General features: G+C 42.8%; 23 protein-coding genes, 1 tRNA gene and 1 pseudogene. 17 read left to right on the forward strand and 8 right to left on the reverse strand.

Features of this window, described 5'->3' with window-relative positions:
• Window positions 1-44 precede the first annotated feature (44 nt).
• Genes ID47_RS07420 through ID47_RS07430 form a run of 3 tightly spaced genes read right to left on the reverse strand, consistent with a single transcriptional unit; the run spans window position 45 to window position 2,723 of the window.
• Window positions 45-488 (reverse strand): YiiD C-terminal domain-containing protein, encoded by a 444-nt coding sequence (locus ID47_RS07420; protein WP_038465254.1) that lies wholly within the window; start codon window positions 486-488, stop codon window positions 45-47.
• 9 nt (window positions 489-497) lie between these two features.
• On the reverse strand, window positions 498-1,571 hold the full coding sequence (locus ID47_RS07425) for an enoyl-CoA hydratase/isomerase family protein (protein WP_051908751.1): 1,074 nt from the start codon (window positions 1,569-1,571) through the stop codon (window positions 498-500).
• A 15-nt stretch (window positions 1,572-1,586) separates the two neighbouring features.
• Window positions 1,587-2,723, reverse strand: coding sequence for an acyl-CoA dehydrogenase family protein (locus ID47_RS07430; RefSeq protein ID WP_038465256.1), 1,137 nt, complete (start codon window positions 2,721-2,723; stop codon window positions 1,587-1,589).
• 70 nt (window positions 2,724-2,793) lie between these two features.
• On the opposite strand from ID47_RS07430, the pseudogene hemB reads away from it, so the two are divergent.
• The 7 genes and pseudogenes from hemB to ID47_RS07460 all read left to right on the forward strand — a co-directional run bounded on the left by hemB (window position 2,794) and on the right by ID47_RS07460 (window position 8,996).
• Window positions 2,794-3,785 (forward strand): annotated as a pseudogene (gene hemB, locus ID47_RS07435) (porphobilinogen synthase).
• Window positions 3,786-4,445: 660 nt separating this feature from the next.
• Window positions 4,446-4,706 (forward strand): hypothetical protein, encoded by a 261-nt coding sequence (locus tag ID47_RS07440; protein ID WP_156956702.1) that lies wholly within the window; start codon window positions 4,446-4,448, stop codon window positions 4,704-4,706.
• Between the two features lie 17 nt (window positions 4,707-4,723).
• The gene (locus ID47_RS12965; RefSeq protein WP_156956703.1) at window positions 4,724-5,026 is read left to right on the forward strand and encodes a hypothetical protein; all 303 of its coding nucleotides are present in this window, start codon (window positions 4,724-4,726) and stop codon (window positions 5,024-5,026) included.
• A 303-nt stretch (window positions 5,027-5,329) separates the two neighbouring features.
• The gene (locus ID47_RS07445; RefSeq protein ID WP_038465260.1) at window positions 5,330-5,989 is read left to right on the forward strand and encodes an autotransporter-associated beta strand repeat-containing protein; all 660 of its coding nucleotides are present in this window, start codon (window positions 5,330-5,332) and stop codon (window positions 5,987-5,989) included.
• Window positions 5,990-6,006: 17 nt separating this feature from the next.
• Complete coding sequence (locus ID47_RS13280) at window positions 6,007-6,288, forward strand: hypothetical protein (RefSeq protein ID WP_038465261.1); 282 nt, start codon at window positions 6,007-6,009, stop codon at window positions 6,286-6,288.
• Window positions 6,188-6,859 (forward strand): autotransporter outer membrane beta-barrel domain-containing protein, encoded by a 672-nt coding sequence (locus tag ID47_RS12440; protein ID WP_198022267.1) that lies wholly within the window; start codon window positions 6,188-6,190, stop codon window positions 6,857-6,859. The genes ID47_RS13280 and ID47_RS12440 overlap by 101 nt, the downstream gene beginning before the upstream one ends.
• 391 nt (window positions 6,860-7,250) lie before the next feature.
• On the forward strand, window positions 7,251-8,996 hold the full coding sequence (locus ID47_RS07460) for a hypothetical protein (RefSeq protein ID WP_038465265.1): 1,746 nt from the start codon (window positions 7,251-7,253) through the stop codon (window positions 8,994-8,996).
• Window positions 8,997-9,192: 196 nt separating this feature from the next.
• Here the strand turns inward: ID47_RS07460 and ID47_RS07465 are convergent.
• Window positions 9,193-9,267: transfer RNA gene (locus ID47_RS07465), tRNA-Gln, on the reverse strand.
• Between the two features lie 273 nt (window positions 9,268-9,540).
• Here ID47_RS07465 and ID47_RS07470 point away from each other — a divergent pair.
• The 3 genes from ID47_RS07470 (at window position 9,541) to ID47_RS07480 (ending at window position 12,496) form a co-directional block, all read left to right on the forward strand.
• Window positions 9,541-10,302 (forward strand): EAL domain-containing protein, encoded by a 762-nt coding sequence (locus ID47_RS07470; RefSeq protein ID WP_038465267.1) that lies wholly within the window; start codon window positions 9,541-9,543, stop codon window positions 10,300-10,302.
• Between the two features lie 173 nt (window positions 10,303-10,475).
• Window positions 10,476-11,831: a M23 family metallopeptidase gene (locus tag ID47_RS07475; RefSeq protein WP_051908752.1), complete on the forward strand. Its 1,356-nt coding sequence runs from the start codon at window positions 10,476-10,478 to the stop codon at window positions 11,829-11,831.
• Window positions 11,832-12,139: 308 nt separating this feature from the next.
• Window positions 12,140-12,496, forward strand: coding sequence for a hypothetical protein (locus tag ID47_RS07480; RefSeq protein ID WP_038465269.1), 357 nt, complete (start codon window positions 12,140-12,142; stop codon window positions 12,494-12,496).
• Here the strand turns inward: ID47_RS07480 and ID47_RS07485 are convergent.
• A complete protein-coding gene (locus ID47_RS07485; protein ID WP_038465271.1) occupies window positions 12,493-13,551 on the reverse strand; it encodes a threonine aldolase family protein in 1,059 nt (352 codons plus the stop codon). The two genes, ID47_RS07480 and ID47_RS07485, sit on opposite strands and share 4 nt — an antisense overlap.
• Before the next feature lie 233 nt (window positions 13,552-13,784).
• The gene (locus ID47_RS07490; protein WP_038465273.1) at window positions 13,785-14,681 is read right to left on the reverse strand and encodes a peptidylprolyl isomerase; all 897 of its coding nucleotides are present in this window, start codon (window positions 14,679-14,681) and stop codon (window positions 13,785-13,787) included.
• A 168-nt stretch (window positions 14,682-14,849) separates the two neighbouring features.
• Here ID47_RS07490 and secA point away from each other — a divergent pair, with 168 nt between their 5' ends.
• The 3 genes from secA to ID47_RS07505 all read left to right on the forward strand — a co-directional run bounded on the left by secA (window position 14,850) and on the right by ID47_RS07505 (window position 21,161).
• On the forward strand, window positions 14,850-17,588 hold the full coding sequence (gene secA / locus ID47_RS07495) for a preprotein translocase subunit SecA (RefSeq protein ID WP_038465275.1): 2,739 nt from the start codon (window positions 14,850-14,852) through the stop codon (window positions 17,586-17,588).
• A 692-nt stretch (window positions 17,589-18,280) separates the two neighbouring features.
• Entirely contained in the window at window positions 18,281-19,498 is a 1,218-nt protein-coding gene (locus ID47_RS07500) for a leucine-rich repeat domain-containing protein (RefSeq protein ID WP_038465277.1), read from the forward strand.
• A gap of 58 nt (window positions 19,499-19,556) precedes the next feature.
• Window positions 19,557-21,161 (forward strand): carboxyl transferase domain-containing protein, encoded by a 1,605-nt coding sequence (locus ID47_RS07505; RefSeq protein ID WP_038465279.1) that lies wholly within the window; start codon window positions 19,557-19,559, stop codon window positions 21,159-21,161.
• Window positions 21,162-21,538: 377 nt separating this feature from the next.
• Here the strand turns inward: ID47_RS07505 and ID47_RS07510 are convergent, their stop codons facing one another.
• Both ID47_RS07510 and ID47_RS07515 read right to left on the reverse strand, forming a co-directional pair.
• The gene (locus tag ID47_RS07510) at window positions 21,539-22,435 is read right to left on the reverse strand and encodes a cell division protein FtsQ/DivIB (RefSeq protein WP_051908753.1); all 897 of its coding nucleotides are present in this window, start codon (window positions 22,433-22,435) and stop codon (window positions 21,539-21,541) included.
• Window positions 22,423-23,334, reverse strand: a complete 912-nt coding sequence (locus ID47_RS07515; RefSeq protein ID WP_038465280.1) for a D-alanine--D-alanine ligase — start codon at window positions 23,332-23,334, stop codon at window positions 22,423-22,425. The genes ID47_RS07510 and ID47_RS07515 overlap by 13 nt, the downstream gene beginning before the upstream one ends.
• Window positions 23,335-23,577: 243 nt before the next feature.
• Here ID47_RS07515 and ID47_RS07520 point away from each other — a divergent pair, with 243 nt between their 5' ends.
• The 4 genes from ID47_RS07520 (at window position 23,578) to ndk (ending at window position 26,149) form a co-directional block, all read left to right on the forward strand.
• Window positions 23,578-23,949 (forward strand): acyl-CoA thioesterase, encoded by a 372-nt coding sequence (locus ID47_RS07520; RefSeq protein WP_051908754.1) that lies wholly within the window; start codon window positions 23,578-23,580, stop codon window positions 23,947-23,949.
• 181 nt (window positions 23,950-24,130) lie between these two features.
• The gene (locus ID47_RS07525; protein WP_038465284.1) at window positions 24,131-24,367 is read left to right on the forward strand and encodes an acyl carrier protein; all 237 of its coding nucleotides are present in this window, start codon (window positions 24,131-24,133) and stop codon (window positions 24,365-24,367) included.
• A 72-nt stretch (window positions 24,368-24,439) separates the two neighbouring features.
• A complete protein-coding gene (gene fabF / locus ID47_RS07530) occupies window positions 24,440-25,708 on the forward strand; it encodes a beta-ketoacyl-ACP synthase II (RefSeq protein ID WP_038465286.1) in 1,269 nt (422 codons plus the stop codon).
• 18 nt (window positions 25,709-25,726) lie between these two features.
• The gene (gene ndk / locus ID47_RS07535; RefSeq protein WP_038465287.1) at window positions 25,727-26,149 is read left to right on the forward strand and encodes a nucleoside-diphosphate kinase; all 423 of its coding nucleotides are present in this window, start codon (window positions 25,727-25,729) and stop codon (window positions 26,147-26,149) included.
• The last annotated feature ends 10 nt before the right edge of the window (window positions 26,150-26,159 follow it).

Consider the following 26,159-nt stretch of genomic DNA (forward strand, 5'->3'; position numbering starts at 1 on the left):
TACTCCCTCTTTAGAAAGGTTAATGAACTTTTACGAAAACGGTTTTACTTTCTCACCGCAACAAAATCAGAGGTTGACTCAAACGCCAGCACTTCCCCTTCATAAATGGTCGCCGCCAGCGTTAACCGAGCCCGTCCTTTCCGATTAAACGCCCCTAGGAAAACAGCAATTTCTTCTTCTGTTGGGGTAGGACAAAACACTGTAAAATCCGAAATGACAGGAGCCGAAAATTTTGACTGGCTGGTATGAACAAAAATATTGGCCGCAAGTTGATGTTGTTTCAAGATAAAATCCACCACAGCCCAGCTGCATAAAGAGGCGACACTAAACAAGCTGCCGCCAAAGGCAACACCTTTATCCTTAATGTTGGCAGCGATTGAGGCCTTCAACGTCACCCCTTTTTCGGAAGAATCGACAACATCAATATCCATCGCCGAGGTAACAGGAACTTTTTCAGTCATAAAATCTCGCAGAAATTGAGCGTGCATCGTCACTCCTTATACCAATTTTAGTTCTTTAAGCCCCAAATCCTTAAAGTAGGATCGAACTGTGTCAAGCTTCACTTTGCTAATATGATTTGGCTGCCATTTGGGTTCATTATCCTTATCAACCAATAAGGCTCGAATACCTTCAAAAAAATCATAATGCTCAACAAATCGCTGACTGAGTCGGAACTCTATCGGCAAACATCGTTTTAAAGACATTCCCCGGGTCCGCTTCAACAACGTAAAGGCAATAGCCATACTCAAAGGCGATTTCTTTGTAAGATTGCGCACCCATTCATAAGCTTTTGGATGCTTGACTTCATACAGTTTGTCCAAAATTTCTGGTACTGTTTTACCCGTAAAAATTTCATCAATTAAAGACTGATATTGAGCCAGTTCAGAAGCGGGAGCATCCGTGTTAAATCGCGCCATAGCCTCGTTCACTTGCTTTGCCGATGACGTCTGGGTCAACGCCTCGCGTAACTGCCCCATCTTTTCGGAAGGAACATAGTGAGTGGCAAGACCACAATACAGAGCGTCTGCTCCTTTAATCTTCTCCCCCGTAATCGCCATAAACATCCCAAGTCTGCCAGGACATTTATTGAGGAAATAACTCGCCCCCACATCCGGGAAAAAGCCAATCGCGGTCTCTGGCATCGCCATGACGGTTCGCTCTGTCACAATACGGTGAGATCCATGCACACTTATCCCTAAACCACCCCCCATACAAATACCATTAATGAGGGAAATGTAGGGTTTGGTGTACTTACTGATATAGTAGTTTAGCTCATATTCTTCGCGAAAAATTGCATCTTGATAATCGCGCCGATCTTCTAGCTTTGCCAAATAGACTGACCGAATATCGCCACCGGCACAAAAAGCTTTATCGCCGCCGCCCTCAATAATAACGCACGCAATCTGATCATCTTGCTCCCATTGCTTTAACGTTTTCATCATGGCGCGGATCATATCTAAATTCAACGAATTGAGTGCTTTGGGTCGATTGAGCGTTATAATTCCAGCATGACCAATTTTTGAAAAAAGAACCTCTGCTTCTGGCGTTTCCATTGCGACCGCGGCTACCATGTGTTACTCCCCTGTTTAACTCAATACTTTACGGGCAATAATAACCCGCATAATCTCATTTGTTCCCTCAAGGATTTGATGGACGCGCAGATCCCGGACTAACCGTTCGATCTGATAGTCCTTAATGTAGCCATAGCCCCCATGGAGTTGCAGCGCCTCATTAACCACCTTAAATCCAACATCAGTCGCAAATCGTTTTGCCATGGCACAATAAAGCGTAGCCTCTGGATCGCCTTGGCTCAACATAAACCCTGCCCTATACACCATGAGTCGGGCCGCTGACAATTCTGTTTCCATATCGGCGACCTTAAACTGCAATGCCTGAAAATCCGATAAAAATCGACCAAACTGCTGACGTTCCTTAATATATGACTTTGCTAAATCCAAACCATATTGGGCTCCGCCTAAAGAACAGGCTGCAATATTAATACGCCCTCCATCAAGGCCCATCATCGCGATTTTAAAGCCATCGCCTTCATCACCAAGGCGGTTTGCCACAGGAATTCGGCAATTGTCAAAATTAACCACGCACGTTGGCTGAGAGCGCCAGCCCATTTTTTCTTCTAGTTTGCCAAAACTTAACCCTGGCGTTCCTTTTTCAACAATAACGGCCGAAATTCCTTTTGGCCCCTCTTCCCCTGTACGCACCATAACAAGATAAAGGTCACTCACTCCCCCGCCTGAAATAAAGGCTTTTGCCCCATTTAAAATGTAATGATCCCCTTGCCTTATGGCTTTTGTCTTTAAAGAGGCCGCATCGGATCCACTGCTTGGCTCTGTCAAACAATAACTGGACAGCCAATCAAAGGAAGACAGTTTTGGCAGCCAGGCTTGATGTTGGTCGGCTGTACCAAAGCGCTGAATCATTCCCCCAACCATATTATGGATTGATAAATAAGCAGAGGTGGCAACACATCCCTGAGCCAACGCTTCGAAAATCAAGGCGCCGTGGAATCGGTTTAGATTGCATCCGCCAAACGCTTCCCTAATAAAAAGTCCAGCAAATCCAAGAGAAGCAGCTTGACGCATGGTATCCACGGGAAATATTTCTTTATGATCCCAGTCTGCCGCATAAGGCTGGAGATGCTCCCGCGCAAAGGATTCTGCCATTGCTTTGATTTGTGCGTGTTCTGAATTGAGATAAAAATCCATGGTGCATGATTATAGAAAAGTCTATAATATTAGCTTAACCAGAGTTAACTAAAAACAAAAGGATGAATTTATGATTTGGGGAACATATCCGACCACACGCTTGCGACGCTTACGCCAATCGGCATGGATCCGTGATTTATGTTCAGAAAATGATTTAACACCAAGCGATTTAATTTGGCCGATTTTTGTTCGTGACGCAGAAACTTCACCTTTAATTCCCAGTATGCCCGGCGTCAACCGTTTAACAATCGATGAGTTGAGCGAGGCGGCCCCACAAGCAGCAGACGTGGGTATACCAGCCATTGCTCTCTTTCCCACAACACCCCCCGACTTACGCAGCGCCGATGGCAGTGAAGCCCTTAATCCTGACAATCTTATTTGTCGGGCAGTGCAAGCCATTAAATCATTAAACCTCAATATTGGGGTTATTACCGATGTGGCTCTTGATCCTTATACAGATCATGGACATGACGGCATTATTATTAATGGCGTCCTTGATAATGATGCAACCATTGAAGTTTTAGAACAGCAGGCCTATATCCAAGCCCAAGCCGGCGCTGATGCCCTTGCGCCATCGGACATGATGGACGGTAGAATCGCAGCCATTCGCGACTATTTGGACGATCATGGTCACAAGGAACGCCTTTTAATCAGTTATGCAGCCAAATATGCCTCAAGCTTTTACGGACCATTTAGACAAGCGGTGGGAACGCCCCCCTCGGGAACTTAAAGGATAAGAAAAGTTATCAACTAAATCCTGCCAACAGTGATGAAGCTATGCGAGAAATTGCCCAGGATATCCAAGAAGGGGCAGATATGATCATTGTTAAACCCGGCATGCCTTATTTAGATATTATTCAACGCGCATCGACTCAATTTAATATTCCAACGCTGGCCTATCAAGTAAGTGGGGAATATGCGATGCTTCAAGCTGCCATACAAAATGGCTGGATGGATGGTGATCGAGCCATCTTAGAATCGCTAATTGCCTTTAAACGGGCCGGTACGAAGGGGATTTTGACTTATTTTGCCTTTGATGTTGCCAAGAAATTGTGTGAATAGGCTTTTTCTGAGCAAAGAGATCGCCATTAGACAGATCTCGCTGCGACCTGGCCCCTTCAAGTCTATCGCCAAGAATAATGACTGATTCTATAAAGACGATGACCGCCTAATATTAAAATGATACGGCTTTTTAAAATGAAGTGATCCAAATGAAACAGTCATCCTAACTCTAATGCGAGGCATCAATTTTTACTTCTTGCTGCCCCTGTATTTTACACTTCAATACTATTTTTACTGAAAATTAATCACTCCAAATAGACGTTTTATTTTTAAAAATAAGAGCTTCTTTTTTCGACTTTAGATTTTTATGAGAAATCAAATTTTATATATTCTTCGGATCAAATTAATCCATGTCATGATTTTCCTTTACAGAGTGGCCATCTTAAGAAAAAGAGCACCTATTATTCTTACACCTTAGTAACGACATTATTTCTGCTTTCTACCTCTATTATCGAAGCCGCCACTATCAATATACCAAGCGGCGATACTCAAAATATTTCAGGAGACTATGATGGAGGAACAATAGAATCTGGAGGCATGCTAATCAACCCAGGATTGCTCAACAACTTTAGTACCTTGGACAACGATGGTACCATAGTAAGTAACGCTTTCAGTTTTGTAATCAATAAGCCGGGTGCTGTATTGAATAACAATAATAGCATGAGTAACGATACCAATGCTTTGTATAACAACAGTAGCGCCATAGTGAATAACAATGGCACCCTAAATAACAGCAGCACTACTGTTTACAACGAGAATGGCGCAACATGGAACAATAATGGGGCCATGAACAATACGAACAGTACGACCCTATACAATAATAGTGGAGCTACATTCAATAACAATGGGACCCTCACCAATACTTTTAGTAGTTTGGAGAATAGTGGTATGTTGGTTATAACAGCGCGGATGCCATCCTGAACCATGACAGTGGCGCGTTGCAAAACATTGGCTCCCTACAAAACAGCGGGACCCTGACAAATAGCTACACCTTAAATAATAGCGGCTCTCTCGACAACCATGGCACCCTGACGAATAGCTATACGTTAGAGAACAGTGGTATCTTAGACAACCATGGAACTTTGAACAACAATTACCTAATGACCAATACCACTGGGGCCACCTTAAACAACCATGAAACCCTGAATAATTTGATGTCGATAACTAACAGCACTGGAGAGTTACCACAACGAATAAAGGAAAATGGTTTAATGGCGACAGTTCTACACAGGGAAATTTGAACAATGATGGCATTCTAGAAAATGAAGGCATCCTAGCTAACAATAATGGCTATTTCACCAGCAATGGAGGTGCCGTTATAAATAATAGGAATACAGGAGCGCTGACTAACAACCACACTTTCCTTAATAGAGGTACATTTAATAATGATGGTATCTTTAACAATAACAGTACTTTAAGTAATACTGGCTCTTTCAACAACAGTGGTAATCTTATTAATACAGGAACAACCAGCCTTATTAACATTGGCACAGGTGGTACTACAGGAAATTTAAACGGTAATGTAGTTAATAATTGGAGGGCGTTTGGTTTTCAATCGCAGCAATTCCGTTACTTACGCAGGTACCATCTCTGGGAATGGCAGTGTTACTAAACAAGGCAGTGGAAAGCTTACTCTCACAGGCAACAGCAACACCTTCTCAGGTACCACAATAGTTGTTGCCGGCGAACTAGCTGTCACCGGTTCCCTTGGCAACTCTGACGTTACCATCCAGAATGGGGCCTCCTTAAGTGGAACAGGGTCAATAAACTCAGCAACATTTGAGCCCGGCGCTACTTATGTTGCTAAAATTGCCCTCAATGATTCATCAGAGTACCTTACCGTGAATGCGTCAACATCCCTCACCCCGGCAACCCTCCTCATCACCGCAGAAGCAGGGACTTATACGGTGGGAAACACCTATACAGTGCTCCAAGGGTTCATTCCGGCGAATACAGCATTCAACTCAGTTTCAGTAACAGGAGCTTCCCTCAGCTATAAAGTGAATTATAGCTATGGGGCGGGTGGTAATGTCCGACTAACCATTAAATCGCCCGTCATTCCAGAATCTACCGTTTCTGGTAATGCCAACATAGTTGCCCGATACCTTAACACGCATGCACCAACGTCTCTGAGAGAGACCCTTATCAAGTTACCTTCAGATCAACTGACCAAAGCTCTTAATGAGCTTAGTCCAGCTGCTTAAAATCCTAGGGCTACTATATGATTAGCCATAATGAGCTCGGACACATGACCACAGCCTTTAATTGGGTGGGCATGGATAGATTAATTGAAAACACAGGACAAACACGACTTGGATTGGTAACTAACCTAGCCTCTTTCAAACAGGATTTTACTCAACTCTTTGCCTCTAAACTGCAGCATAAAACCACTGCCTTTGCTATTGCTCCGGCCACGGATCCCAAGCACCTACCCGTGTCGGCTCGACTTAATATGGGCAAGGTTACCCTTTGGGTTCAAGGGGTCGCTGGACGCTTTAGCTGATACATCTGGTGGCGCTAAACAAGGCCTAGACGGTAGCACCTATCAAACCAATGTCGGTTTAGACTATGCTGTTACCTCAAAGTTTAAAGGAGGAATTACTGTTGGGCATGGGTATAATCAATATAAAACCAAACTTAATGGTGAAAAAGGGAGTATTAACTCCTCTCGAAGCGGTTTGTATGGATTATGGAAACCAAGCCCCAATTGGTATATCAATGGCACAGCTTATTATGGCTACCACCGCTTAAAGAGTGAAAGAATCATGACCTTTATCCCAGCTGTTGCCGCTCATAAAAACTCTGGCAGCCATGTCAGTGGCATAGTCGAAGTTGGCCGAGATATTACCTTACCCCAGTCCGTAACATTAACACCTTATATCAGTGGGGGCAGCTTGGTTATGTATGAGAAGGGCTATACAGAAACCGGGGCGGGTATTCAGAACCTTGCTGTCCAAGGTCATCATAGCAAAACCCTGCAAGGAAAAACTGGTATCCAATTGTCTAAATTTTGGAATTTTGATACAGAGACGCCTATTTACAGCTTTGCTCAAGTAGCAGCCACTTATCGTTAAGCTCTCCATAAGAAGCAGAAAATTACAGCAGCATTGGTCGGCCAAGATGGGCAATTTACAGTAAACTTCAAAAAAAGACATCGCCTTTTAATCAATCCAAGCGTGGGAACAACCGCATTTTTGCGGAAAGATGTGTCCCTATGAAGGTGAAATAGGCTCAACTCAACGCAATCATCAAGCAATGTTCCGACTTAATTGGGATTTTTAAGAGTAACGTGATAAAGACCACAACTCTTCTTTCTCATCACCCCAGGAAGACGGTGATCCATTATGGTCTCGGAAAATCCGTTTTCTCTTCCACTTTAACTTATTTAAATTTTTCACTAAATTAACACTCCTTTAAGAAGACTCCCGCTAAGCTTAAGGTAGAGACTGGAAAAGGATTACGCCTATGACAAAGGTATTTGCACTCATCATACTATCATTATTGAGCACATCTCAGCTGCAAGCTGCTCAATTTGGGGCGCCCCCCAATCAGGATCAAGCCATGGCAGGTAATGATAACGGTGCAAATCCTAATGACAGTAATGATGATGGTTCTGCCGGCGACGCCAATGGACCAAACCCCGGCGGCGCAGATAGTGGTGGAGATAATGGAGCCGATGAAATGGACAATCTCCAACCGCCAGCGGGGCCCCAAGCCATGGATCAACTATCTCAAGATTCCCAACCCGATCCCAACGCAGATATGCAAAATAGTCCAGGAGCCCCTGACTCTCCGCAAATGCAAGCATCCCAAGACACCGATGATCAATCCATGGATGCTAATCCAAATGGGACAACTGAGATATCAACTGAGTCCCAACCCACCCAGCCCGGCGAGGCTCCCCAAAATGATGCTAGCGTTCCCTCGGATGATCCTAATCATCCAGAAGTAAAACACCAACAAAAGCTGAAAGGTATAGATTATATACATCAATTACAAAACACCTTATTAGAAGGTAATAAACAGGCTATGTGTGGCGAAGGGGGTATATGCCGTAAAAATTTCGGTGAAGGCTGCAAAAGCTCTAAGAACTTTTTGTCCGTCTGCGCCACAATTTGTGGTGATATGGGGGAGTTTCGAGGATCTCATTGTATCAATAACGGCGCTAAAAGATATCAAATGAATCCTCAAACTTTTGTGTATAATGCTCGGCCCGACAAACAAAAAAGCGCAGAAAGTGTTGTTCAACATATTGCGGTTCAGTTACGCGAAGGTCGCAACGCTCTCCGAGATGACAAGCGTTTGTTTTTTAATACATTTTGCACACCTCCTTCCATACAAATGATCCCAGAAATTGATCGCCAGGTTCTAGCGCGGGCCTGTTTAGATTTTCTATATAACGGATATCCACCAGCAGCTGCCTTACGTCAACTTGCGGCTGACGAGAACAATCAACCCCCCCCAATTATCCCCCCTTCACCAACCTTTCAGCTTGGAGGTGACGATGTACGAGGCAGTGCCCCTCTCGGAGGATTGATTTGCAATAAAGCTCTGGGACGCGATAAAGGAGCTGAATATAAAGGAAAATATCCTCCTATTGTTGAAGATAAAGAAAGTGCATCGGATGAAGATTGCGAAGAACCCGTTAAAAAAACAAAAATAAAGAAAAAGGTTCACAAGAAGAAAGTTAAAGCTAAGAAAAAATCTCGTCTCACAAAAAGCCATAAAGCGACAACGGCCCATCCTGCCAAAAAAAATTCTAAAAAAGCTGCCCCAATAACGCCATCAACTCAACCCAGTAAAAATGCACCAACTGCTGCCGCAGCCAATGATGATAATTCAGACGACCAAGATGATCAAGAGGCACAACCAGGGCAGGATGATCAAAACAACCAATCTGCCCCTGTCACTAATACACCACAGCAAGCTCAGCAAAATCAGGCTCCCCCACCCCAACAACAAGCCCAGCCCCAGCAAAAAAAGGATAATTTATTAGCAGGCTTAGGGGGCGCAGACGGACTGAAAGGCCTTATCAATAAGTTTACCCATAAAAAGGGTGGTGGAGCTCAAGGTGGTAATGCGGCAAACGAAGACCAAAACGGCGACGATCAAAGCAGCAATGATGGGAACGGAAATGCTAACGCTGGCAATAATGCGGGGGATAAAAAGAATAAACTAACGGGTGCCTTAGGGAAATTCTTAAAGTTTTAATAAGCTCATCCCCTACTATATGATAGACGCTCCCGTCTTATGAACAATATATCGTCAATCCTCAATAAAATTGATCATTTTATAAGAGATTGGCTATATAAAACATCTAATATCATAGTCCACATGGTGTCATTAACCAGATGAAAAGTTGCTGGTATTTAGGATTTTATTGAAAATAAAAGCTGATGAAATGAAATGGCTGGGGTGCTAGGATTCGAACCCAGGAATGACGGGACCAAAACCCGCTGCCTTACCACTTGGCTACACCCCAAAAGATAAGTTTATTTATACCATAATCTGTGAAGAAAAGGAAGATATTTTTCACAAAAAACTTTATTCTGCGTGAAATTTAGCCTTTAAATCACGGTCATAGGACAAAAAACAATTTATAATCAATAAGTTACCCCCAATCTATAGCTACTTCCACCTTATAACCTCCTCTAAAAAGCGAGCATCATAATTTTTTTGCTTGAAAATATTATCTATGATGTTTTATAACAAACCTGACACTTAGGTAAAAATTGAAATAAATTTGGTTAGTAAAATGATGACACATTTCACATCGCAAGATCTCCGTATTGCCATTCTAACAAACCAGCTTGCAATTACGTTGCAACCAAAAGTGTGTCTAAAAAAATTCGAAATTATAGGTCATGAAGTTTTATTAAGGTGGAATCACCCCACATGTGGCTTAATCCCTGCTAATCAATGGATTGAGATTGCGGAAGAAAGAAACTTAATTACCCCTCTTACATTTTGGCTAACCGACCAAGTTGCACGTATCTTATCGCAGCGTCAATCAAGCTTGCCGGTCGCCATCAATGTTTCTCCTATCAGCATGACACCAGCTTTTGCGAATCAGATTATTGCCACCTTTCGTCGCTATAATGTAGCGACAAATTTAATTACTTTAGAACTGACAGAATCAAAAAAAATAGATAACTATAATGCGATTGCGGGCAGCCTTAGTATTTTACGACGGGAAGGGATTCGCATTTCGTTGGATGATTTTGGGACCGGTTATAATTCCATGCGTACGTTAGTTGAATTAGAAGTTGATGAAATCAAAATTGACAAAACAATGATGCAATCAGATCATCCTAATACAAACTTAATTCTTAATGCCATCGCTGGTCTTGCCAAAGAAATTAACCTGACCATTGTTTGTGAAGGGATTGAAAATAACACTCACTTTAATAGAGCATTAAAAATTAATGCAGAAATAGGACAAGGCTTTTTATTTGGCAAACCCGAACCAATCAACCAAATAATTCACCATGCAAACACCAGCCGAGAATCGGCTTAACTTTGCCTGTTTCCACTTATTAACAGTGGTTAATTGGCTTTAACCTTGGAACTTTGAGCTTTTTTACTACATAGATTGACAATTTTTTTGTACTCTGGCAGTATTTAAACTGTTAATCCTTTGTTAATTTTTATTTTACTTATATTAGACATGGTTTTTACGGGAGAAACGATTTGCCAAGGTTATCTAAATCAAATATAGTTGGTATATTTACAGTTGTTCTTGCGTCTTCCATTGCTCTTCACAGTTATCTCACCGAATCACCTTCCTCATTAATCCTAGAAAAAGATGGTACTCTATTAAGAGTTTCAGAAAAAAAAGCTGATTCCACCACAGGCAGCCTGTCGTTTCTTCAAGCAACGCCAATTGGGGCAACAGGAGTCGAGCAACAAAAAGATAAAAAGGCAACTATTTTAATCAACAAAAACGAAACCTTGATGACAATTTTTACGAATCTTGGTTTTGACAGAAAGCATGCAACACATGCTATTTCTGAACTAAAAAAAGTTTATAATCCGCGCGCTTTAAAGGAAAGGCAAGAACTTTCAATTGAATATACGATGGGGAATGGAGAAAAGTCAGCCCAACTCAAGTCTTTAAATTTCAAGACGACAGCCGGTAACTCAATTGAGCTAAAATACGAAAAAGACCAATTTATAGCTCAAAAATTTGAATTAAAACTTATTAAGGCACTCAGAAAAGTGGAAGGCAATATAAACTCTAGTTTCTATTCCGCTGCCTTAAAGCAGGGTGTACCGGCCAGCATCGTTAAAGAAGCCATCTCAGCCCTTAGTTACGATATTAACTGGCAACATGACCCCAAATCAGGTGATGAATTCAAGATTTTATTCGAAGTCTTTGAAGATGAAGATGGAAATGTCATTAAAACAGGCGATTTAAAATTTGCCGGCTTCGCGCCCCAAGGCAATTGGAAGAGAATTTACGCCTTCAAAACCAGCAGCGGATCTGGTTTTTATAATGATAAAGGCGAAAGTGTCATTAAAAGCCTGTTGGCAACTCCTCTTGACCCAACAAAAATGCGGATTACATCGCGTTTTGGCCGACGCACGCACCCTATATTGGGCTACTCAAAGCTCCATAAAGGCATTGACTTTGGCGCTCCGACCGGCACCCCAGTTTCCTCTGCCGGTGATGGCGTTGTTTTAAAAGCAGGTTGGAATGGTGCCTATGGTAATTATGTGCTCGTCAAACACAACAACCAATACTCGACAGCTTATGCTCATCTTAGTAAAATTAATGTTAAGGTTGGCCAAAAGGTACGTCAACGTCAAAATATTGGCGCAGTTGGAGCCACCGGACGCTCAACCGGACCCCACTTACATTATGAAGTCATCTCTAATGGTCAACAGGTGAACCCCTTATCCATTAAACAATTACCGGCTGTGCGCCTTAATAAAAAGGAAATGGCTCAGTTTCAAGATATTAAAACAATGTGTGACAAGGATCTCTGTGAAGCTGTTCCCATGCTTCAGCTAGTCTCAGCGCCCACCCAAGTAGCCGTTGGTTAAGCTTTGCCGATTTTGATTTGATAGTAATAAACTAAAGGGCTAGACATAATTTTTATGGCCAGCCTTTTTTAATAAAGAAAAAAATAAGCAAGACAACTTGACGTAGATTCCTCTTTTTACCTGCTATCATTTTACGTCAATACTTTCTCTGCAGGATCTCATTTAATTATTTGCTGATTAAAAATAAATTTGCGAGACAATTTACATTTTATTTACAAAACCTTAGCTACCATAATTAGGTTATATATCCATTCTCAATGATGATGGATAAACGTACATAAAGTACTATTTTTTGTGGAGAGTTCAGGATGAAAAAGTTCACACTACTTGCTGTCGCGTTGTTTTCCAGCGTAGGTATAGCCCAAGCACAAGCGGAAAAATCTGACATGGTTACAACATTAAAAATACAAGCTTGGGGCGGCAATCAACCGGCGTGGGATATTACAGGTAATCGCCGTTGCATTAAAAACATCAACTATACTTCCTCTGCAGAAGCGAAATGGCAAAATATTGGCACCCCCAGTGAAGCCCCTCGTTATAATTTTGAGGTTACGCACACCCCGGCTTGCAATGCCACCATTACTTTCCATTGGGATGGATCACCAAACGACAATGACCACCGTTCAGACTCTTTTGCGCGTGTCGAAATGGGACAATATCGCTAAATTGCTTTCAGAGAATATTCCGCCTCAAGATTTGCTTTACAAGCAATCTTGAGGCTTTCTATGGCTGAAGAATGCGTATTAAAGCTGACGACAAACCGATATTGATTCTCTCCCGGCAAGCCCCAGTCATAAAAAGTAATTCCCTCAGTCCGAAGGTGATTCGCCAAACTATCTGGCATTATGACGAAAACTTCGTTTGCATCGATTGGGTAAAGTAATTTTACACCTTCACATCGCTGCAGAATTTCGGTTACTTGAGTGGCTATCTGATTGGCATTGTAGGCATGACGTAACCATAGATCTCCTTGAAATAAAGCCAGAAATTGGCACGAAAAAAACCGCATTTTTGAAAAGAGTTGCCCCATTCGTTTGTGCACATAATCGGCATTTTTAGATAAATCTCGATTAAAAAACACAACAGCCTCGGCAGCCATTGCGCCATTTTTTGTCCCGCCAAAGGATAAGGCATCCACCCCGGCTTTCCATGTCATAGCAGCCGGTGTCTCTCCTAACGACACCAGGGCATTGGCAAAGCGTGCTCCATCCATATGAACATACAGACCATTTGCCTTCGCTATTTTTGACAAAGCCTTAATTTCATCAATCGTATAGACTGTCCCCGCCTCTGTTACCTGGGTTAAAGATAAGACTGCCGGCAGCGGGGCATGGGGTCGGTGATTTTTCCAAGCTTGAATACGCTGCTCCAATCCAGTGGGATCAATTTTCCCTTGTTTTCCCGCTATAGGAATAATTTTTGCGCCGCCCGTGAACCCCTCAATAGCATTAGCTTCATCTGTAATAATATGCGCCTCTTCGTGGGCAAAAATCGCTCCATAAGTCGGACAAAGGCTGGCCAAAGCTAATCCATTCGCCGCCGTTCCGGTAGATGTAAAAAAGACATCAACGTCCCGTTCAAAAATCTGATTAAACTTTTGCTTCGTCTCTTCGGTCGCAGCATCATGACCATAGGAGGGAACAGACTCATGGTTCGCATTTAGAATTGCCTCAATGACTTGGGGAGCCACGATTGATGTATTATCGCTTTGAAAATTCATGATCTACACCTCTTTTTATGGATAGTGTACAGAATCACCCCCCAAAAACAAATACTTTGTTAAAAATTTAACTTTATGAATGAATTCTTTCAATTAGAGAAGAATGGGGTAAAGAAATTAGACAGTACCTAAAAATTGATAAAGTCATGGTTAATCTGTTCATTTACACTCAATAATTTAATAAAAAACCCCAGCTAAAGCCAGGGTTTTTTGAGTTCCAGTGCAGCCTAAATTTAAGCGGTAGGTGCTGCTTTAGAGGTAGACTCCCCTTCCTTCTTCTCAACAACAGGCTTACCTTCCAAGTCGAATTTTTCGATCTTGAAGTCTTTACGGGCTGTTTCAATAACTTCTTGAGCATACTTTGGAACAGTAAGGCCCTTAAGGTCTGATTTTGCTTCCTCAAAGGTTGGCTTCTTGGCCGCACGACGTTCAATAATCTTAGCAACAAAAAATACTGATTGAGATCCAAGTTTTTCTTCAACTGGCTTATCAATCAACACGCCACCCTTGGTCTTTTCCATCGCAACACCAAGTGCAGGCGGGAGCTCAGGAATCTTAACAAAATCAGCTTTTCCACCCTTGAGTTCTGGATCTTTTTCTTGACCTTCTTTCAAAGCTTTCTCAAAATCTCCGCCTTTTGATTTAACGGACTTGATGAACTCTTCAGCTTTTTTCTTATCGCGGAAAATTGCCTGATAAAAGCTAATTTCGTCCATATCTGGCATAACTTTAATTAATTCATCATAGGCTTTCTTAAGCTCTGCATCTGTTTGAAGTTGAGAAATTTGCTTGTCTAGATACGCCTTTTGCAACATAGCTTCTTGGCAATCAGCAATACGCGCCTTAACTTCATCATCCTTGTCAAGGCCAGCTTTTTTAGCCAAATGAGTAATAATGGCCATGTCAACTGAGCTTTGAACTAATGGATCAAAAATTTTATCGAGAGACTCGCCTTGCAATTGAGGGGGGAGCGATTTCATACGGCGCTTTAGTTCACCGACATTAATTTCTACCTTTTTTCCGTCGATGTCAACTCTGGCAACAACTGTTGAATCTTTTGTTTCAGCCATCGCGGGCAATGCGACCGTCAAGCTAAGCGCCAAAGCTGCGAGGCGGGAAAACTTAAACATTTCCATTCCTTTCGAAAAATTGCTATTCATTGTTAAAAGACAAAGCTAATCGTTGAGTCTTTTTAATTTTAGATTTACACTAGAATCAATATGTCAAGCAAGAGCCAGTTTTAAATTTTAACAAATTACTGTTTAATTTATGACTGCCACAACAAAAAGGTTTTGTGAATGTTAGTTTCTTTACTCACCAAGTTTTTTGGATCAGCCAATGAACGTATGGTCAAAAAATATTTAAAGGTTGTTGAAAAAATCAATCAACTAGAGCCAATTTATGAAGCCATGTCCGAGGAAGAACTTAAAGGACAAACACAACTTTTTAAAGATCGCTTAGCAAAAGGTGAAACACTGGACGATATTCTTCCCGAAGCCTTTGCAACAGCCCGCGAAGCCTCTAAACGTATTCTTGGGATGCGCCCCTTTGATGTTCAACTTGTCGGCGGCATCGTCTTACACAATGGAATAATTTCAGAAATGCGGACGGGTGAAGGTAAAACACTGGTAGCCACCCTTCCCGTCTACCTTAATGCCCTAACCGGCAAAGGTGTTCATCTTGTTACGATTAACGATTACCTAGCCTCTCGCGACTCAAGTTGGATGGGTCGTCTTTATAATTATTTAGGTCTTAGTGTTGGCTGCATTATTCATGGCATGTCTGATGATCAACGCCGCATGGCCTATAACAGCGATGTCACTTATGGAACGAACCATGAATTTGGGTTCGACTATTTGCGGGATAACATGAAATTCCGCTTTGGCGATATGGTTATGCGTCCTTTTAACTATGCTATCGTTGACGAAGTTGACAGCATTTTGATTGATGAAGCAAGAACACCTCTTATTATTTCAGGCTCTGCCGAAGATTCTTCAGAACTATACAAAACAATTAATGTTCTGATTCCTAAATTAACACCTGAGCATTATGAAAAAGATGAAAAACAGCGGACGGTCACTTTAACAGAAGGTGGTATTGAACGCATTGAAGAATTGCTGCGCGAAGCCAACATTATTCAAAGCGATAACCTTTATGATATCCATAACATCAGTGTCGTACACCATGTGAATCAAGCTCTTAAAGCTCACATCTTGTTTACGCGTGATGTGGATTATATCGTTAAGAATGATAAAGTCATCATTATTGATGAATTTACCGGCCGTATGATGGAAGGGCGACGCTATTCAGAAGGGCTGCATCAAGCCTTAGAAGCAAAAGAAAATGTAACAATTGAAATGGAAAACCAGACATTGGCTTCCATTACCTATCAAAACTTTTTCCGTATGTATCCTAAGTTATCTGGGATGACCGGTACAGCTATGACTGAAGCACACGAATTTGAAGAAATATACAAACTACACACTATTGATATTCCAACAAATCGCCCGGTTGCCCGTAAAGATAACGATGATGAGGTGTATCTCACAGCGGATGAGAAATACCGGGCAATGATTGCTCAGATTAAGGAATGCCAGAAAAAAGGACAGCCTATTCTTGTTGGAACGACCAGCATTGAGAAATCTGAAATGATTTCAAAATTGCTGCAAGCAGAAAAAATTAAGCACCAAGTGTTGAATGCTCGCTACCATGAACAGGAAGCCGCCATTATCACCGATGCCGGTGCTCCAGGTGCCATTACCATTGCTACCAACATGGCTGGTCGGGGGACTGATATTAAGTTGGGCGGTAACTTAGAGGCTCGCATTGCCAAAGAAATTCATGGCTTGACCGACGAAAAAGACATCAAGAAGGCCATTGAGCGTGCCACCGCAGAAATCAAAGCGTTGGAAGAGCAAGTGAAGGCAGCTGGCGGGTTGTATGTTATCGGAACAGAGCGCCATGAAAGCCGCCGTATCGACAACCAATTACGCGGTCGTTCTGGTCGCCAAGGGGATCCAGGAGAATCAAAATTTTACATTTCCTTGCAAGACGATCTCATGCGTATTTTCGGATCCGATAGACTTGATACAATGCTGCGCCGGCTTGGCGTTCAAGAAGGAGAAGCAATTTCCCACGCTTGGATCAGCAAGGCGCTGGAACGGGCACAACAGAAAGTAGAAGCTCGCAACTTTGATATTCGCAAGCATTTATTGCGCTATGACGACGTCATGAATGATCAGCGTAAAATTATTTATGAACAACGTCGCGACCTTATGCAAAGCAATGATATCTCTGAGATGATTACGGATATGCGCTCTGATGTGATTGAAAGCCTGGTTCATCGTCACATCCCGCATGATTCCCTGATCGAACAATGGGATATCGAAGGCCTTGAGAATGAAGTCCATCGTGTTTTCGGTATCACCATTGATGCAAAAACTTGGGCCAATGAAGAAGGAATTGCTGACGCAGAAATTATTCAACGCATTATAGACGCTGCAACAACTCACATGAAGTCAAAAGAGGAAAAATACGGCGATGTGATGATGCGAACAGCTGAAACCAATATGGTTTTGCGTATCCTTGACAAATGCTGGAAAGATCACCTACTCACTTTGGATCAACTGCGCCAAGGCATCAATTTACGCGCCTATGCGCAGGGAAATCCATTGAATGAATATAAGCGCGAAGCTTTTGTTCTCTTTCAAAATATGCTGGATGTGCTTCGGGAAGAAACGGTCTCTGCTTTGGCACACTTTGAAATTGATGTTCCAGATCCAAGTATCTTGTCTCAACTTCTAAATCCAGATATGGATTTTGATCGCCTAGAGGAACAAACGCCGGCTTGGGAAGACCCCGAAACGGTTCAAGAAGCCGAGATCGTCAGTATGAAAGAAAAGCCACGCCGCCCTCATAAAACAGGTAGTAAAGCTCAAGACGCCTCTGACAATCCTGGCCGCATTCAACGCAATGCCTTGTGTCCGTGTGGGTCGGGCAAGAAATTTAAACATTGCCATGGCACCATCGACGTCTAGTAAAATTTGCCCCGGCTTTTACCGGGGTTTTTCCTAAGTGCCACACTCAACTTATTGCGGATGTGAGTTTTTTAAATCCTCATAGAATATTAACTTAAAAATAAATAGTTATCTTGCCATTTACATTCAAGAATAAATATCAACCTACAAATTTAAAGCATCTTAATTTAAGGCTTAACAGTCTACTCTCATATATTCTTCAACATTTAATTAAAAATGGACAGTATTGAGATTTGCTACCAGCATTTTATCTCTGGAAAATTTTCTCGCTGGATGTGATCTCTAATCTAATTGAGAACAGGCCGAGAGCAATCAGAGTTATAGAAGTATTCGCTTGTTATCTCGAGCTCCCGGCTCTTCGGCCGGGGAAAAAATGGTGAGAGTTCCCTGAAACGAGGGCCTCTATAAACAATAAGTTTATCCCAGCGATTGATCCCCAATCAAGATGAGGACAGACCCTGGGTCTCGAGCTCCCAAAGGTCATCGTTTGTCAGTTTGAGTTCCCGCCTCTCCGCAAAGCTGCGGCCGGGAAAAGGCAATTTTTCCGAACAAGCATAGCGCGACTGGGAAAAAAGAGGACGCGGCAGAAAAATGTATTCTCCCTTCCTATGCCTGGAAAAACAAGAATTTTAGTGTTATGTTTAATAGCTTAAGAAAATAAAAGCCTATAGTAATGATAAAAGAGGATAATAATGGCTAATTTAAAATTCTATCAATGGGTAAGCTTTTTTATTTTAGCAACCTGCTTAAATACGTTTGCCTCCGAAAAAGAAGAGAGTGATTCCCTTCTCTTATTAAACCTACCAACTGAGGTGGTAAAACTAATAGCAGAGCACCTTGAGAATCCTGAAACTGTTATAAATTTCTGCTGTGCATGTCAAAGCTTTAAGCCTATCGGCCTAGAAGAAATTGATCGACGATTTAAGAAGAATAGCAGTGTTGCAAAAATTTTTACCTCGAAAAATATGACAACTTTATCCTCCTATCTAACTCATGCTAAAGATCTTAGCTGCACTGTCAATGTTTCTCTGGATGGAATTACCACGCCGCTATGGAAAGACCTAGGAGATTTAACTCAATGGATTTTTGGCCTGGAAATAAGAAATAGCCAAATATTTCCACCGCCTCCCCCTTCTCAAAGTCCAGGTTCCTCCGCCGATGTATTGGTGCAATTGATGTCAGGAGGCGCAGCGTCTTCTGCCCGTAACCTTATTGAAACACATGGAATATTTAAGTACCTAGAAGAACTAGAACGCGTTTTTTTTAACAACAAATCTCCTCTTCCAAACTTAACACGCCTGAGTATTATCAACTGTAACATGGGGGGTGGCGTTTTCTTAGACTTGGAACCCACTCTAGATTTTAAAAAAGTTTCTCATCTCAATATCTCTTATAACCCCCTGGAATTTACACAAGGATTTGCTTCTTTTATACGCGATAAGTTAGTTGATTACATCCGATCTGGCTTAATCAGCTTAAATATTAGCAGCATTAAACATCCAGAACACTTAATCTATGCTTTAGAGAGTACAAAATCTAAAGAATTTGCTTTAGAAACTCTCATTATGGACAAGACAGACCATTCTTCACAAGAATTGCGCGTGCTCTTCGAAAGTTTAAAATATCCTCATCTATCCCGTTTATCGATGAGAAACTGCAATATTACCGTCAAAATGATCCCCTCTGCCTTAAAAAGAGTTGGTTTACCTGCCTTACGCCATCTCGATTTATCTTTTAATCCATTGGATAAAGAAGGCATTATGAAACTGCTTTCCTTGGCTCCTTGTCAGCACTTAGAAAGCCTTGATCTATCAGGCTGTCCAGGACTTATGGATGACTTATTAGAAGAGTATCCATTTATTATCACCAACAGTCATATGCCTGAACAGTTTTCTGAAATGAATCTTTGATTGTTGGGGGTGGTTTTTGTAAAATCGAGTTAAGGTCAACTTCTTCCCCGGATTCATAATGCCACCTTTAAAAACTCAACAGGTTGCCAATTCATCAGAGTTTGCAACCAATAAAGATCATATGCTCGCCCTTGTCGAAGAGTTGCAAGCAACGCTTGCTAAAATTCATCAAGGCGGTGGGGAGACAGCGCGCAAGCGCCATAAGAGCCGCAATAAATTATTAGCCCGTGAGCGGATTAACCTCCTCTTAGATGAGGGCAGTCCTTTCCTTGAAGTGGGAGCTCTAGCCGGCCACGATGTTTATGAGGATGAGATACCAGCCGCCGGCGTTATTGCCGGAATTGGCCGCATTCATGGCCGTGAATGTATGGTCGTGGCTAATGATGCCACCGTTAAGGGGGGGACCTATTATCCTCTAACCGTAAAAAAACACCTCCGCGCCCAAGAAATAGCCTTAGAAAACAATCTCCCCTGCATTTATATGGTCGATTCAGGAGGAGCATACTTGCCGCTTCAAGATCAAGTATTTCCTGACCGCGACCATTTCGGACGTATTTTCTATAATCAAGCCCAGTTATCGGCTAAAGGTATCCCTCAAATTGCCATTGTTATGGGGTCCTGTACAGCGGGAGGCGCCTATGTTCCAGCCATGTGTGATCAATCCATTATTGTCAAGGGTACGGGTACCATCTTTTTAGGTGGCCCACCCTTGGTAAAGGCGGCGACCGGAGAAGAAGTTACAGCTGAAGAGCTCGGCGGGGGGGATCTGCATGCCCGAACCTCTGGTGTGGTGGACCATTTAGCTAATAATGATGAACATGCCATCCAAATTGCGCGTCAAATTGTTGAAACACTCCCGAAAAACAACCCTTGGTTGCGTCAAGATCCTATTGAGGAGCCTTTGGTCAATACTGATGATATTTATGGTATTACCCCAACCGATACTCGGCAACCTTATGATGTTCGTGACGTTATTGCCCATATTGTGGACGGCAGCCGGCTCGATGAATTTAAGCCGCTCTATGGCACAACGCTCGTCTGTGGCTTTGCCCGTCTTTACGGCTTCCCGGTGGGCTTTATTGCCAACAATGGTATTTTATTCTCTGAAAGCGCCCTTAAAGGAGCTCACTTTATTGAATTATGCTGTCAGCGAAAAATTCCCTTAATATTCTTGCAAAACATCAGCGGCTTCATGGTCGGTAGCAAGTATGAAGCGGGCGGCATTGCACGCGATGGCGCAAAACTAGTCCATGCTGTTGCTTGTGCCAATGTACCCAAATTTACTGTAACTATTGGGGGCAGCTTTGGGGCCGGCAATTATGCCATGTGTGGGCGCGCCTATAGTCCGCGGTTTATGTGGACATGGCCCAACTCTCGCATTTCTGTTATGGGGGGAGAACAAGCAGCAACAGTTCTTACGTTGATTCGACAAGATGCCCTCTCTCACAAGGGGGAAACATGGCCAGCCGAAGATATAGAGAAATTTAAAAACTCAATCCGAACCAAATATGAAAAAGAAGGCTCTCCTTACCATGCCTCTGCCCGTCTTTGGGACGATGGTGTTATTGACCCGAAAGACACCCGCCGTGTTCTGGGATTGTCCCTTGCAGCCTCCCTTAATAAGCCAATTGAAGAGATGAAGTTTGGTGTCTTTAGGATGTAAGCTCTCTCTTGCCTGAATAATTCGCTTGTTATGGGGGGTTGCCGGCTCTTCGGCCGGGAAAAGGGGAGATTTGCAAAGGTTTTAATCACTCTTTCTCATTCCGGCCTTGAGTCGGAATCTATTTCTATGTTTTGAGGACATCGAGGTTCAGGAAGGTATAGCTTTGATAAAGCGATACTGTCCCAAAAAGGGAGGCATGGATGCCGGCTCAAGCCTGGCATGAGAGAGAAACTCAATTCTTGACAAAACTCCCCTTTTTCCGGACAAGCGTAGTGCGATCCGGAAACTCGATATCGTATGAGCAATCGCTCATTATCCGGAGTTCCTGGCTCTTCGGCCGGGAAGAGGAGTCTCTATAAGTACGCCCCTGGGGGGAACTAAGCCTCTATCCCCTTCCCTTTAAGCTGAATCTCCGCTGCCGTTGTCAGGCGCAGAGAAACCTGGGTTAAATGGCGCAGATCAATAGACTTAATCTGGGTAAAATCCAATTTATCATTTTTTAAGACCTTAAGCAGGCGTTTGATAGCCCCTTCCGGATCTTTTTCGGGTAGTTTGACTTCAATTGTTTTATCCAGCAACAAATTCCAACGCCGTTCACCCACCCACACAATGGCTGAAATACGTTGTTTTAATTGAGGGACCTGATCAAGTAATTTTAATAAATGAGGTGCATGCCGGGGGGCATCGCTTCCCACTACAACTAACAAGTGAGAATATTGGTGAATACTCTTATCCGATATAATCACGCCGTCAGCGTCGACCAAATAATGCTTTTGACGATGCTGCCACAGAGCCACAGGGACTCGTTCCTCAATAGAAATATGAATGGTATCCGGTAAGCGGCGCTGGACAGAAACATCTTTTACCCAAGATATTTGTTTAATATTTTGACGAATTTCTTCGGGGGAGAACTTAAGAATTGGATCACCCTTGCGCAGCTGTACCTGCTCTAACAACCGCTGAGATTCAGTGTGATTACGACCGTAAACATATACTTCATTTAAAGAAAAACCAATCTTAGTGGATTTTTCTATCAAATAACCACCAAGCTTACCCAACCAGATCCCGGGATAACCTGCCAGAATAAGATAACACATGAGAGTCACAGTGGCGGAACTGCCGGCAATAATGAGACGACGCTTTAAAATTCCGACACTGCCACGCAGACGCTTGGGAGACTTCCACAGGCTGACAAATGTATCTAGATGCTGCGATAAGAATTTGCCGTGATTTTGACGCCGACGAAGGGATTTAACACGCTTTACTGGTGGCATTGCGCATTCCTCAACATCCATTCAACTAAATCATTATAGCTAATACCGGCATGAGCCGCAATTTCTGGCAGCAATGATAAAGGCGTCATCCCTGGGTGGGTATTAATTTCTAAAAGGTAAAAACAATCTTTAGTTTCATCATACATCAAGTCTGATCGTGAAACCCCAGTGCAGTCAAGAAGCTGATGCGCCTGTAGACCAATGTCTAGCGCTCGTTGATAGGCTGATTCAGAAATCGGAGCTGGCATTTTATGGACCGCCTTACCATCAGTATACTTCGCCTCATAGTCATAAAATCCTGCAATTGGGCAAATTTCTATGGCCCCTAAGGCCCGGTCGCCCATAACACCGACTTGAATTTCCCGACCATCAATAAATTCTTCAATTAAAACTTTTTTTGAATCAGGCCAATTGGGATCAACTGGCGGGGTGCCTGATAGATCACGGACGATATAAACTCCCCGACTGGATCCTTCGGCAATGGGTTTAATAACATATGGAACCGCCATGGGGTGTCCTTGTTTTAAGGATGCAACAGTTACAACTTTAGAGGGTGGTGTTTGCAACCCAATATGTTGAAAAAGCTTGCGCGATAGAACTTTGTCCATTCCAACAGCTGACGCTGTAACCCCTGAATGGGTATAAGGAATGGCCATGGTTTCCAAGATGCCTTGAATCACACCATCTTCACCGCCTGTTCCATGCAAGGCCACAAAAGCCACATCCGGAAGGGGTAATAAATCGTTCGCTAACTTGGTAATGTCTCTCGTCACATCAATTTCACGAACGGTATGGCCATTCGTACGCAACGCCTGAGCAACATCGACTCCAGACATTAGGGAAACCTCCCGCTCATTGGACCACCCACCCATCAATACTGCAACGTTTTTCTTTGACATGACGCTTCTAGCTCTCACAAATAAATAATCAGACTAATCTCAAATATAACGAATTTGAGGATACATTTCTATCCATATCATAATTCTATTATAATTGTCACCGGGGGAGCGATCAGCATTTTTAGTCAGAAAAATTCCTGCACCTGCAAACAATAGTATAATATAAAATGAATACGCACTATTTGCTGTTATGTTCTGCCAGCCGATGCTATTATTCAAAACGATACAAAGCTAGAGAAAACAATGGCCAAAAAAGAGCTAGTTATTAAAGTTGTTGCTATGCCCCGCGACATTAATCCGGATGGAGACATGTTTGGGGGGTGGATTTTAAGCCAAATGGACTTGGCGGCTTACCTGCATGTTCGAAAGCATACGCGGGCTAGAGTTGTAACAGTGGCAATTGATAATATCGTTTTTCATCACCCTGTTTTCATTGGTGACTGCCTAATTTGCTATGCAATTACAGAAAAGATTGGGCGCACCAGTATCACTGTTAAAATTGACGTTATTGTGGAACGCAAAGAAGGGCACGCCCAACAACAAGTCACCGAAGGTCGTTTTACCTTTGTTGCCATTGGGGAGGACAAAAAACCTGTCCCTCTTATTAATGGATAAATAGAAAAAATTTGATTTGGGCACCAAAAATCATTATTGTTTAAATATATAGAAGAAGATTAAAATAAAAGCCCTTTTTTCCAAAAAGTTACTTTTAACTTGCAGCTACCACTTGAAATTTGATACAAAAGCGGATAATTGTAGTTGAGAAATTTAATTACCTATTTTAGAGGAATAAATAATGAGCAATGTTAAAGACCGCGTTATAGACATCGTTGTGGATCACCTAGGTGTTGATACCGGCAAAGTAACAGAAACATCAAGCTTTGTTGATGACCTTGGTGCAGACAGCCTTGACACAGTTGAATTAGTCATGAAATTCGAAGAAGAATTTGGGATTGAAATTCCGGATACAGCTGCAGAAAAAATCGCAACCGTTAAAGATGCGATTGCGTTTATCGAAGCTAACGCAGCCTAAGCACCCCAGGTTCTGTGAGGCAGTGTCCAAACACTGCTCTCTTTTTAACCTCACTAAAATACAGAGAATCATATGCGTCGAGTCGTTATTACAGGCATTGGTTTGGTTACCCCGTTAGGGGATGGTGTAAAGCCGTCATGGGATGCCATCTTAGCAAGCAAGTCAGGAATTCGGGCTGTTGATACATTTGATGTATCTGATATTCCAGCAAAAATTGCAGGTTTAATCCCTCGCGGAGAGGCAACCGAGTATGGCAAAGGGCTTTTCAACCCTAACTTATATATGGAACCAAAAGATCAACGCAAAGTTGATGACTTTATCCTTTATGGTGTTGCCGCTGCTCAACAAGCCATCGAAGATTCCGGATGGGCCCCTCAAACAGACGAAGAACGCTGGCGGACAGGTGTCATCATTGGTGCCGGTATTGGTGGGTTGCAAGAAATTCATAAAACGGGCGCAATATTGGATGCTTCAGGACCGCGTCGCGTATCACCATTTTTCATCCCAGCATCCTTAATTAATTTGACGTCAGGTCACGTTTCTATCCGTCACGGATTTATGGGCCCCAATCATTCCGTTGTTACAGCTTGCGCAACCGGTGCCCATGCCATTGGCGATGCCTCCCGAATGATTATGTTTGGTGATGCTGACGTTATGGTTGCCGGTGGCAGCGAAGCCGCCGTATGCCGCCTTGGTATGGCTGGGTTCGCAGCAGCTCGGGCTTTGTCCACTAATTTTAATGACACTCCAGAACAAGCATCTCGTCCATGGGATCAAGACCGCGATGGTTTTGTCATGGGAGAAGGTGCCGGTATCGTAGTCGTCGAAGAATATGAACACGCCAAAAAGCGGGGCGCTAAGATTTATGCAGAAATTATCGGCTATGGTATGTCCGGGGATGCCCATCACATCACAGCCCCGGCTGAAGATGGAAACGGAGCCTACCGCGCCATGAAGGCAGCCTTGCATAATGCAAAAATTAATCCAGAAGAAGTTGATTATATCAATGCCCACGGAACATCAACGCCTGTTGGCGATGCAATCGAAGTCAAAGCTGTGAAACGTGCCTTTGGTGAGCATGCTTATAAGCTATCCATGTCCTCGACAAAATCTGCCATAGGACACCTCTTGGGTGCCGCTGGCAGTGTCGAAACGATCTTCTGTGCTTTGGCCATCAAAGACCAAGTAGCCCCACCAACCCTCAATCTAGAGGCGCCGTCTGAAGGTTGTGATTTGGACTTAGTCGCAAAGCATGCAAAGCAACGACCTATTAAAGTTACTGTATCTAATTCTTTTGGATTTGGTGGCACGAATGCTTCCCTTATCCTAAAGGCAATTTAATTTATCGGAGAGAATATAATGGCAATCGAAAGAACATTTTCAATCATTAAACCGGATGCGACGCGTCGCAATCTAACGGGCAAAATCAATGCGAAAATCGAAGAAGCAGGTCTACGCATTATCGCTCAAAAGCGCATTCAATTGACAAAAGCTCAAGCCGAAGGTTTCTACGGAGTTCATAAAGAACGCGCCTTTTTTAATGACTTGGTTTCTTTCATGATTTCTGGCCCTGTCGTTGTCCAAGCCCTTGAGAGTGAGAATGCTGTTGCTAAATACCGTGAAGTTATGGGTGCGACGAATCCAGAAAATGCAGATGCCGGTACAATTCGTAAGGAATTTGCAGAATCTATTGAAGCAAACTCTGTTCATGGATCTGACTCTTTAGAAAATGCAGCCATCGAAATTGCATACTTCTTTGCCCAAGTGGACTTAGTTGGCTAAGGCTGATATA

It is taken from the genome of Candidatus Paracaedibacter acanthamoebae (genome assembly GCF_000742835.1).
Lineage (GTDB): Bacteria > Pseudomonadota > Alphaproteobacteria > Paracaedibacterales > Paracaedibacteraceae > Paracaedibacter > Paracaedibacter acanthamoebae.

Excerpts from the sequence above, each read along its gene's own strand:
- ID47_RS07420 (WP_038465254.1), bottom strand. The coding sequence starts at position 488 with ATGCACGCTCAATTTCTGCGAGATTTTATGACTGAAAAAGTTCCTGTT.
- ID47_RS07425 (WP_051908751.1), bottom strand. The coding sequence starts at position 1,571 with ATGGTAGCCGCGGTCGCAATGGAAACGCCAGAAGCAGAGGTTCTTTTT.
- ID47_RS07430 (WP_038465256.1), bottom strand. The coding sequence starts at position 2,723 with ATGGATTTTTATCTCAATTCAGAACACGCACAAATCAAAGCAATGGCA.
- ID47_RS07440 (WP_156956702.1), top strand. The coding sequence starts at position 4,446 with ATGAGTAACGATACCAATGCTTTGTATAACAACAGTAGCGCCATAGTG.
- ID47_RS13280 (WP_038465261.1), top strand. The coding sequence starts at position 6,007 with ATGATTAGCCATAATGAGCTCGGACACATGACCACAGCCTTTAATTGG.
- ID47_RS07460 (WP_038465265.1), top strand. The coding sequence starts at position 7,251 with ATGACAAAGGTATTTGCACTCATCATACTATCATTATTGAGCACATCT.
- ID47_RS07470 (WP_038465267.1), top strand. The coding sequence starts at position 9,541 with ATGATGACACATTTCACATCGCAAGATCTCCGTATTGCCATTCTAACA.
- ID47_RS07480 (WP_038465269.1), top strand. The coding sequence starts at position 12,140 with ATGAAAAAGTTCACACTACTTGCTGTCGCGTTGTTTTCCAGCGTAGGT.
- ID47_RS07485 (WP_038465271.1), bottom strand. The coding sequence starts at position 13,551 with ATGAATTTTCAAAGCGATAATACATCAATCGTGGCTCCCCAAGTCATT.
- ID47_RS07490 (WP_038465273.1), bottom strand. The coding sequence starts at position 14,681 with ATGTTTAAGTTTTCCCGCCTCGCAGCTTTGGCGCTTAGCTTGACGGTC.
- secA (WP_038465275.1), top strand. The coding sequence starts at position 14,850 with ATGTTAGTTTCTTTACTCACCAAGTTTTTTGGATCAGCCAATGAACGT.
- ID47_RS07500 (WP_038465277.1), top strand. The coding sequence starts at position 18,281 with ATGGCTAATTTAAAATTCTATCAATGGGTAAGCTTTTTTATTTTAGCA.
- ID47_RS07505 (WP_038465279.1), top strand. The coding sequence starts at position 19,557 with ATGCCACCTTTAAAAACTCAACAGGTTGCCAATTCATCAGAGTTTGCA.
- ID47_RS07510 (WP_051908753.1), bottom strand. The coding sequence starts at position 22,435 with ATGCCACCAGTAAAGCGTGTTAAATCCCTTCGTCGGCGTCAAAATCAC.
- ID47_RS07515 (WP_038465280.1), bottom strand. The coding sequence starts at position 23,334 with ATGTCAAAGAAAAACGTTGCAGTATTGATGGGTGGGTGGTCCAATGAG.
- ID47_RS07520 (WP_051908754.1), top strand. The coding sequence starts at position 23,578 with ATGGCCAAAAAAGAGCTAGTTATTAAAGTTGTTGCTATGCCCCGCGAC.
- ID47_RS07525 (WP_038465284.1), top strand. The coding sequence starts at position 24,131 with ATGAGCAATGTTAAAGACCGCGTTATAGACATCGTTGTGGATCACCTA.
- fabF (WP_038465286.1), top strand. The coding sequence starts at position 24,440 with ATGCGTCGAGTCGTTATTACAGGCATTGGTTTGGTTACCCCGTTAGGG.
- ndk (WP_038465287.1), top strand. The coding sequence starts at position 25,727 with ATGGCAATCGAAAGAACATTTTCAATCATTAAACCGGATGCGACGCGT.